The 7,778-nt window shown below is 69.6% G+C and carries 10 protein-coding genes; 8 read left to right on the top strand and 2 right to left on the bottom strand.

The features are described 5' to 3' along the window. From M7D61_RS06815 to ndk, 4 genes are all read left to right on the top strand, one after another. Nucleotides 1–463: DUF5915 domain-containing protein (locus tag M7D61_RS06815; protein WP_298228868.1), on the top strand; the 463-nt coding region annotated here is incomplete at its 5' end. Next, nucleotides 460–1,842 carry a folylpolyglutamate synthase/dihydrofolate synthase family protein gene (locus M7D61_RS06810; protein ID WP_298228866.1) on the top strand — a complete coding sequence of 461 codons (1,383 nt, stop codon included), beginning with the start codon at nt 460–462 and terminating at the stop codon, nt 1,840–1,842. The genes M7D61_RS06815 and M7D61_RS06810, both read left to right, overlap by 4 nt. Beyond that, nucleotides 1,839–2,225, top strand: a complete 387-nt coding sequence (locus M7D61_RS06805) for a DUF4233 domain-containing protein (RefSeq protein ID WP_298228864.1) — start codon at nt 1,839–1,841, stop codon at nt 2,223–2,225. The genes M7D61_RS06810 and M7D61_RS06805 overlap by 4 nt, the downstream gene beginning before the upstream one ends. Then, nucleotides 2,222–2,638 (top strand): nucleoside-diphosphate kinase, encoded by a 417-nt coding sequence (ndk, locus tag M7D61_RS06800; protein WP_298228862.1) that lies wholly within the window; start codon nt 2,222–2,224, stop codon nt 2,636–2,638. The genes M7D61_RS06805 and ndk overlap by 4 nt, the downstream gene beginning before the upstream one ends. A 130-nt stretch (nt 2,639–2,768) precedes the next feature. Here ndk and M7D61_RS06795 read toward each other — a convergent pair whose 3' ends face one another. After that, entirely contained in the window at nt 2,769–3,386 is a 618-nt protein-coding gene (locus M7D61_RS06795) for a vitamin K epoxide reductase family protein (RefSeq protein ID WP_298228861.1), read from the bottom strand. A gap of 173 nt (nt 3,387–3,559) precedes the next feature. On the opposite strand from M7D61_RS06795, the gene M7D61_RS06790 reads away from it, so the two are divergent. Beyond that, on the top strand, nt 3,560–5,548 hold the full coding sequence (locus tag M7D61_RS06790) for an Rne/Rng family ribonuclease (RefSeq protein WP_298228859.1): 1,989 nt from the start codon (nt 3,560–3,562) through the stop codon (nt 5,546–5,548). A 107-nt stretch (nt 5,549–5,655) separates the two neighbouring features. Here the strand turns inward: M7D61_RS06790 and M7D61_RS06785 are convergent, their stop codons facing one another. Continuing rightward, the gene (locus M7D61_RS06785; RefSeq protein WP_298228857.1) at nt 5,656–5,922 is read right to left on the bottom strand and encodes a DUF4031 domain-containing protein; all 267 of its coding nucleotides are present in this window, start codon (nt 5,920–5,922) and stop codon (nt 5,656–5,658) included. A gap of 141 nt (nt 5,923–6,063) precedes the next feature. Between M7D61_RS06785 and rplU the strand changes: the two genes are divergently transcribed. From rplU to obgE, 3 genes are all read left to right on the top strand, one after another. Further along, the gene (gene rplU, locus M7D61_RS06780; RefSeq protein WP_298228855.1) at nt 6,064–6,372 is read left to right on the top strand and encodes a 50S ribosomal protein L21; all 309 of its coding nucleotides are present in this window, start codon (nt 6,064–6,066) and stop codon (nt 6,370–6,372) included. A 14-nt stretch (nt 6,373–6,386) separates the two neighbouring features. Beyond that, nucleotides 6,387–6,644 carry a 50S ribosomal protein L27 gene (gene rpmA / locus M7D61_RS06775; RefSeq protein WP_298228853.1) on the top strand — a complete coding sequence of 86 codons (258 nt, stop codon included), beginning with the start codon at nt 6,387–6,389 and terminating at the stop codon, nt 6,642–6,644. Nucleotides 6,645–6,722: 78 nt separating this feature from the next. After that, a partial coding sequence (gene obgE, locus M7D61_RS06770) for a GTPase ObgE (protein WP_298228851.1) occupies nt 6,723–7,778 on the top strand: 1,056 nt, incomplete at its 3' end.

Genomic DNA, 7,778 nt, shown 5'->3' with positions numbered 1-7,778 from the left:
GGTCAACGCCCGTGCCGCCGGCCCGCGTCTGGGCAAGGACGTGCAGCTCGCCATCCAGGCCGCGCGCGGCGGCGACTGGTTTGAGACGGGCGGCGTCGTCACGGCGGGAGGCCTGAGGCTCGAGCCGGGCGAGTACGAGCTCGTTCTCGAGACGGCGGGCGATGCGGCATCCCGCGCGCTTGCGCTGCTGCCGTCGGGCGGGTTCGTCCTGCTCGAGACGGCGACGACTCCGCAGCTCGAGGCCGAGGGCGCCGCGCGCGACCTCATCCGAGCGGTGCAGGACGCCCGGAAGGCCGCGGGCCTTGATGTCAGCGACCGCATCGCGCTCGCGCTGACCCTCGATCCGGCCGGCGCCGCGGCCGCGCGCGCATACGAATCCCTCATCGCCGGCGAGACCCTTGCGGTCTCCGTGGCGATCCGCGAAGGTGTGCAGAGCATCTCCGTCGAGAAGGTGGACGCGTGAGCGAAAACAGTGCAGACGAGTTCCGTGAGGCCGCCGACGCGGTCTACGCCGAACTGCTCGAGCGACTCGGCGAGGCGCACCCCGAGCGGCGCCTCACCGCGACCCGGCGCGCCCTCGACATCCTCGGCGACCCGCAGCGGGCGTTCCCGATCATCCACATCACGGGCACGAACGGCAAGACGAGCACGAGCCGCATCGCCGAGAGCATCCTGCGCGCCTACGGGCTGCGCACCGGGCTCTTCACGAGCCCGCACCTCGAGCGCTTCAACGAGCGCATCCTGCTCGACGGCGAGCCGATCTCGGACGAGGCGCTCGTTCAGGCCTGGCAGGACGTCAAGCCCTACGTCGAGCTCGTCGACCTCGAGCTTCAGGATGCCGGCCAGCAGCGCCTTACCTTCTTCGAGGTCGTCACGGTGCTCGGCTTCGCGGCATTCGCCGATGCGCCCGTCGACGTCGCTGTCGTCGAGGTCGGCATGGGCGGCGAGTGGGATTCCACCAACGCCGCCGACGGCCAGATCGCAGTGTTCACCCCCATCGCCCTCGATCACACCGCCATCCTCGGCGGCACGGTCGCCGAGATCGCCCGCACCAAAGCCGGCATCATCAAGCCCCTGGCCGCCGTCGTGAGCGCCGCGCAGGAGCCTGCGGTGATCGCCGAACTCGAGCGCGCAGCCGAGCTCAGCGAGGCGTCCCTCGCCATCCAGCCCGGGCAGTTCGACGTCATCGAGTCCACGGTCGCCGTCGGCGGCCAGCTCATCAGCGTGCGCGGACTCGCCGGCACCTACGAGAACCTCTTCCTGCCGCTCTACGGCGCGCACCAGGCGCAGAACGCCGCGACGGCGATCGCCGCGGTCGAGTCGTTCCTCGGCGGCGGCGCGGCGCCGCTCAACATCGGCCTCCTCGAGGAGGGGCTCGCCCAGGCCACATCGCCCGGCCGTCTCCAACTCGTCGGCATCGAGCCCACGGTCCTCGTCGACGCCGCGCACAACCCGGCGGGCGCCGAGTCGCTGGCTGCGGCGTTGCACGCCTTCTTCGACTTCGACGAGATCGCCGTCGTGCTCGGCATCCTGCGCGACAAGGACGTGCACGGCGTCGTCGACCGGCTCGCCACCGTCGCCTCCCGGTTCTACGCCACCCAGTCCCACTCCGAGCGCGCCCGTGCCGCGACCGACCTCGCGGCGGACATCGCACGCTGGTCGGACGTCGAGGTCGCGATCGTCGACGACCTCGCTGACGCCGTCGAGGAGGCCCGTGCCTGGGCGGCCGCGGGCGAGCGCCGCGCGGTCGTCGTCACCGGCTCGATCACGCTCATCGGCGAGGTCATGGCCATCGCCGCGGAGCGGGGCTGGAAACCGGCGAAGCGCGAGGTCGCCGAATGAGGCGCCAGCGCACGCCGGTCGAGTCCGTCGCCTCGATCGTGCTCGCGTTCGAGGTCGTCGTCATCGGCCTCGGCGCTCTCGCTGCGTGGGCTCTCGGATCGGTGGCCATGGCTCCAGCGTTCATCGCCGGGGCGTCCCTGGTGGTGCTCGCCGCGATCACGGTGCTGACGCTGAGGTACCCCTTCGGCGTGTGGCTCGGCTGGGCCGTCCAGGCGCTCGTCATCGTCAGCGGCATCTGGGTCCACATGATGTTCGCGGTCGGCATCGTCTTCATCGCCCTGTGGGCGTACGCCGTCATCAGCGCCGAGCGCGCGATGCGGATGCGCGCCGAGCAGGAATCCCAGTTCAACGACCACGTCAGCGGAACGGAGCATCACCAGTGAGCGGAATCGAAGAGACCCTCGTCCTCGTCAAGCCTGACGGAGTCGCGCGCGGGCTCACCGGCGAGATCCTGCGCCGCATCGAGGCCAAGGGCTACGCGCTCGTCGACATCCGCCTTGTCGAGGCCGATCGCGACCTGCTCGCGGCGCACTATGCCGAGCATGTGGGCAAGCCGTTCTACGAGCCGCTGGTCGAGTTCATGGAGAGCGGACCGATCGTCGCCATCCGGGTCGCGGGCGAGCGCGTCATCGAGGGATTCCGCGCGCTGGCCGGCACGACCGACCCGACGACTGCGGCCCCCGGCACCATCCGCGGCGACCTCGGCCGCGACTGGGGTCTCAAGGTGCAGCAGAACCTGGTGCACGGCAGCGACTCACCGGAATCCGCCGCGCGCGAACTCGCCCTCTGGTTCTAATCTGATGTCGCGCCGGTCCTCGCCCGGCGCGAGTCGCTTCGCGGTGCGGCGTGCACGCCGCCGCACCGCTGATGGCCGGCTGGGTGCGTATGTCGCGTTGGATGTCGCGACCTGGTAGCGCAGGAGCCGGCTATACAAAAGCCCGGTGGATCCAGTCGAGCTGGAGCTGTGCGAGCACGGCGACGAGCACGTAGGACGCCAGCACGATGACCCACGTCCACGAGTAGAGGGTCTCGAAGACGGCCCGCGCGCGCACACCGACGCCGAAGTTGCCGGCCGTGAAGTTGTAGAGCGTCGTCGCCCAGAAGGCCGGGATCGTCACCGCCCACGTCACCATGCACCAGGGGCACAGCGTGTGGAGGACGTAGATGCTGGTGATGATGAGGAAGATGACGAGCACGATCGCGAAGGTCACCCCGGCGTTGAAGGTCAGCCAGAACCAGCGCGGCAACGAGGGCACGGCGAGGATGATGACACCCATCGCGATCGCCGCCGTCCAGCCGGCGAGGCCGAGGATCGGGTTGGGGAATCCGAAGACGCTGCCCTGCCACGATCCGAGGTTCTTGCCGCACTGGACGAGGACGGAGAGGTTGCAGTCGAGGGCCGCGTTCGGGTTCGCCGCCGTCGCGATCTTGTCGATCGTCAGCTGGAACGCCGCGCCGAAGCCGATGATCCCGAAAACGATGAGCGCGATCGCGAGGCCGAGGGGGCGACGCGGGGTGACGGCGTCGAGGTCGGGATCAGACACGACGTCATTGTCACACGCCGGAAACGGGCTGATCCGCGCGCGCGTGCTTTAATGGCATCAGCCACCTCGCCAGAGCGATCCGCCGGCCGGGTGAAGAGGTTTTCCGGATGGCCCGCCCATCCGCCGAGTGTCACGCATCGCCCGCGGGCGGGCGTTCAAGGAGTGCACCAGCGATGGTGAATGAAAATGAATATGTCGATGTCGAGATCATCGCTGCCGAGGCGACGAATGAGCCGGCCCTTCCCGACGAGGTGATCGTGGGCGATTCCGCCCAGGCGGTCGCCGCGACGACGCTGGTCTTCCAGGCTCCACCGCCGCTTCCGCACGTCGAGTTCATCGGCGAGCCGGAGCGTGAGGACGACGCCGACGATCCGGGTCCCGCTGCGAGCACCCGCACGCGCACCCGGCACCGTCGCGGCACCGGCGGGGTGACCGAGCAGCGCCCGGTCGAGCTCATCACCGAGCCGCAGAAGGTCAAGGGCTCGACGCGGCTCGAGGCGAAGAAGCAGCGCCGTCGCGACGGCCGCGATGCTGGCCGCCGCCGCACGGTCGTCACCGAGGCCGAGTTCCTCGCGCGGCGCGAGTCCGTCGACCGCCATATGGTCGTCCGCGAGAAGGGCGGCCGCATCCAGATCGGCGTCCTCGAGGACGGGGTGCTCGTCGAGCACTACGTGGCGAAGTCGCAGGAGCCGTCCCTCATCGGCAACGTCTATCTCGGCCGCGTCCAGAACGTGCTGCCGAGCATGGAGGCCGCCTTCGTCGACATCGGCCGCGGCCGCAACGCCGTGCTGTATTCCGGCGAGGTCGACTGGGAGGCTGCCGCCGCAGAATCCGGCGAGAAGAACCAGCCTCGTCGCATCGAGCTCGCGCTCAAGAGCGGCGACCGGGTGCTCGTCCAGGTCAGCAAGGACCCGGTCGGGCACAAGGGCGCGCGCCTCACGAGCCAGATCTCGCTGCCGGGTCGCTTCCTCGTCTACGTGCCGAACGGCTCGATGAACGGCATCAGCCGCAAGCTTCCCGACACCGAGCGGGCCCGTCTCAAGAAGGTCCTCAAGGAGGTCCTGCCCGAGAACGTGGGCGTCATCGTCCGCACCGCGGCCGAGGGCGCGAGCGACGAGCAGCTCGCTCTCGACGTCAACCGCCTCACTGCCCAGTGGGCCGACATCCAGCGCCAGGTCGAGGCTGCGCAGGCTCCTGCGCTGCTCCACAGCGAGCCCGACCTGCTCATCAAGATCGTGCGGGATGTCTTCAACGAGGACTTCCAGAAGCTCATCATCCAGGGTGCCGAGGCGCGTGCCACGATCGAGCGCTACCTCGGCCAGGTGGCCCCCGAGCTGCTCGAGCGGGTCGAGGAGTACGCGGGCTCGTCCGATGACGCGTTCGACGAGTACCGCGTCAACGAGCAGATCGAGAAGGCCCTCGAGCGCAAGGTCTGGCTGCCGTCGGGCGGCTCGCTCGTCATCGACCGCACCGAGGCGATGACCGTCATCGACGTCAACACCGGCAAGTTCGTCGGCAGCGGCGGCAACCTCGAGGAGACGGTCACCAAGAACAACCTCGAGGCCGCGGAGGAGATCGTTCGCCAGCTCCGCCTGCGCGACATCGGCGGCATCATCGTCGTCGACTTCATCGACATGGTCCTCGAGACCAACCGCGATCTCGTGCTGCGCCGCCTCGTCGAGTGCCTCAGCCGCGACCGCACCAAGCATCAGGTCGCCGAGGTCACCTCGCTTGGCCTGGTGCAGATGACCCGCAAGAAGCTCGGGCTCGGCCTGCTCGAGACGTTCTCGGAGCCGTGCGAGGTGTGCGCCGGCCGCGGCATCGTCATCCACCACGACCCCGTCGTGAAGCATCGTGCGCAGGCGTCCGAGCGCCCCGCCGAGCGTCGCCGCGGCCGCGGTCAGGACCGTCCCGCTGCCGCAGCCGCGAACGGCGGCAACGGGCACGACGGCACCCACGCCATCACGGACGAGGTCAAGAAGGGCCTCGCGCAGATCGCGGCGAGCACGATCGTCCGCTCCACGGCATCCGAGTCCGCGGAGGCCCCGGCAGACCCGGCCGCGGTGCTCGACCAGATCCTCGACGCGGCAATCCCGGCGAGCCAGCCGAGGGGCCGCGGCCGCCGCCGGCGCGTGACGACCAACATCATCACCGGCGACTGACTCCTCGAAATCCCCCGAATCGACCCCACAACGCGATCGTGGCGTCGATTTGGGGGATTTCGCCGGGTGGGATGGCGCTCAGCGGGGCGACGGAGGCCGGGGCGGGGCTAGTTCCGGTCGCGGGCCTTCACCCGCAATCCGCTCGCGATGAGGCGGCGCACGAGCTCGTGGCCGCTCACCGGCTCCGCCCCTGCCGCGACGAGCGCGTCGTAGCGCTCGGCCGGAGCGTCATAGTGGTCGAGGTCGAATGCGCGCGCCGGCAGTCCCGCCGCATCGGCGAATGCCTGGAGCTCCTCGAGCGATGCGTCGCTCACGACGTGGCTCCACAGCGTGCCGTGGTTCGGCCACCGGGGCGGATCGATGAGCACGGCCACCTAGCGAGAGTATGCCCGCCGCGGACGTCCCGCCGGAGGCTCGCACTGGTTTGGAGCAGCCCGATTCGTCGGGTATTCTTGACCTTTGGCGTGCGCTGCCGTCTTGCCGTGCGCTCTCAAGCTGAAAAGTTAGGTACTCACGTGGTCTACGCAGTTGTGCGCGCTGGCGGTCGCCAGGAAAAGGTGGAGGTCGGCACGATCGTCACCCTCGACCGTCTCAAGGCGAAGCAGGGCAGCACCGTCGAGCTCGCTCCGGTGCTCTTCGTCGACGGTGACACGGTCACCACCGAAGCGGCTGCGCTGGCCAAGGTGAAGGTCACCGCCGAGGTGCTCGGCGATCTCCGCGGCCCCAAGATCGTCATCCAGAAGTTCAAGAACAAGACCGGCTACAAGAAGCGCCAGGGCCACCGTCAGGACCTCACGCGCGTCAAGATCACCGGCATCAAGTAGGCAGGCACTGACTCATGGCACACAAAAAGGGCGCCAGCTCCACCCGTAACGGCCGCGACTCCAATGCGCAGCGGCTCGGCGTGAAGCGCTTCGGCGGCGAGAAGGTCAGCGCGGGCGAGATCATCGTCCGTCAGCACGGCACCCACTTCCACCCCGGCGTCAACGTCGGCCGAGGCGGCGACGACACGCTGTTCGCTCTTGCGGCGGGCGCGGTCGAGTTCGGCGCCAAGGGCCGCCGCAAGGTCATCAACATCGTCCCGGTCGAGGCGTAAGCCCATCACCGGCAACGAAGTGGGTGGGCGCGATGCCCGCCCACTTTTTTGTTTGATCGGATCGCGGAAGGAGCAGCAGTGGCGACATTCGTCGACCGGGTGACGTTGCATCTGCGCGCCGGTCAGGGCGGCAACGGCTGCGTCAGCGTGCGCCGCGAGAAGTTCAAGCCCCTCGCCGGCCCCGATGGCGGCAACGGCGGCAACGGCGGGGACATCGTGCTCGTAGCGGATGCGGGAGAAACGACTCTGCTCGGCTACCACCGCGCCCCGCACCGCAGCAGCGCGGGCGGCGGGTTCGGCATGGGCGACAACCGCTCCGGCACCACGGGCGAGGATCTCGTGCTGTCGGTGCCCGTCGGCACCGTGGTGAAGAGCGCAGACGGCGAGGAGCTCGCCGACCTCGTCGAGCCGGGCGCGCGCTTCGTCGCGGCATCCGGCGGCATCGGCGGCCTCGGCAACGCGGCCCTCGCGAGCACTCGGCGCAAGGCACCCGGTTTCGCGCTGCTCGGCACGCCGGGCTGGGAAGGCGATGTCCTCCTCGAGATGAAGGTCATGGCCGACGTGGCGCTCGTCGGCTACCCGAGCGCCGGCAAGTCTTCGCTCGTGGCAGCGCTCTCCGCCGCGCGCCCGAAGATCGCCGACTACCCGTTCACGACCCTCACGCCGAACCTCGGTGTCGTGCAGGCGGGCGACATTCGCTACACCGTCGCCGACGTGCCCGGTCTCATCGAGGGGGCGAGCGAGGGCAGGGGTCTCGGCCTCGAGTTCCTCCGCCATGTCGAGCGCTGCAGTGCGCTGCTGCATGTGCTGGATTGCGCCACCATCGAACCCGGTCGCGACCCGCTCTCCGACCTTGAGGTCATCAGGCGCGAGCTCGCCGCCTACCCCGTGCCTGAAGGCCAGCTGCCGCTCCAGGAGCGGCCCCAGCTCGTCGCGCTGAACAAGATCGACGTTCCCGACGCCCGCGATCTGGCCGACCTGGTCCGGCCCGAGCTGGAGGCGCAGGGCTACCGCGTGTTCGAGATCTCGACGCTGAGCCATGAGGGTCTGCGCGCGCTCTCCTTCGCGCTGGCGGGCGTCGTCGACGAGGCGCGGAAGGCCGCGGCGGCTGGGCGCGTGGAATCCCCGCGGATC

Source organism: Gryllotalpicola sp. (assembly GCF_027352875.1).
Lineage (GTDB): Bacteria > Actinomycetota > Actinomycetes > Actinomycetales > Microbacteriaceae > Gryllotalpicola.
This window is presented reverse-complemented; position numbering and strand designations above follow the sequence as displayed.

What these genes read in the sequence shown, in the direction of transcription:
- M7D61_RS06805 (WP_298228864.1), top strand. Translation starts at nt 1,839, where the DNA reads ATGAGGCGCCAGCGCACGCCGGTCGAGTCCGTCGCCTCGATCGTGCTC.
- M7D61_RS06790 (WP_298228859.1), top strand. Translation starts at nt 3,560, where the DNA reads ATGGTGAATGAAAATGAATATGTCGATGTCGAGATCATCGCTGCCGAG.
- rpmA (WP_298228853.1), top strand. Translation starts at nt 6,387, where the DNA reads ATGGCACACAAAAAGGGCGCCAGCTCCACCCGTAACGGCCGCGACTCC.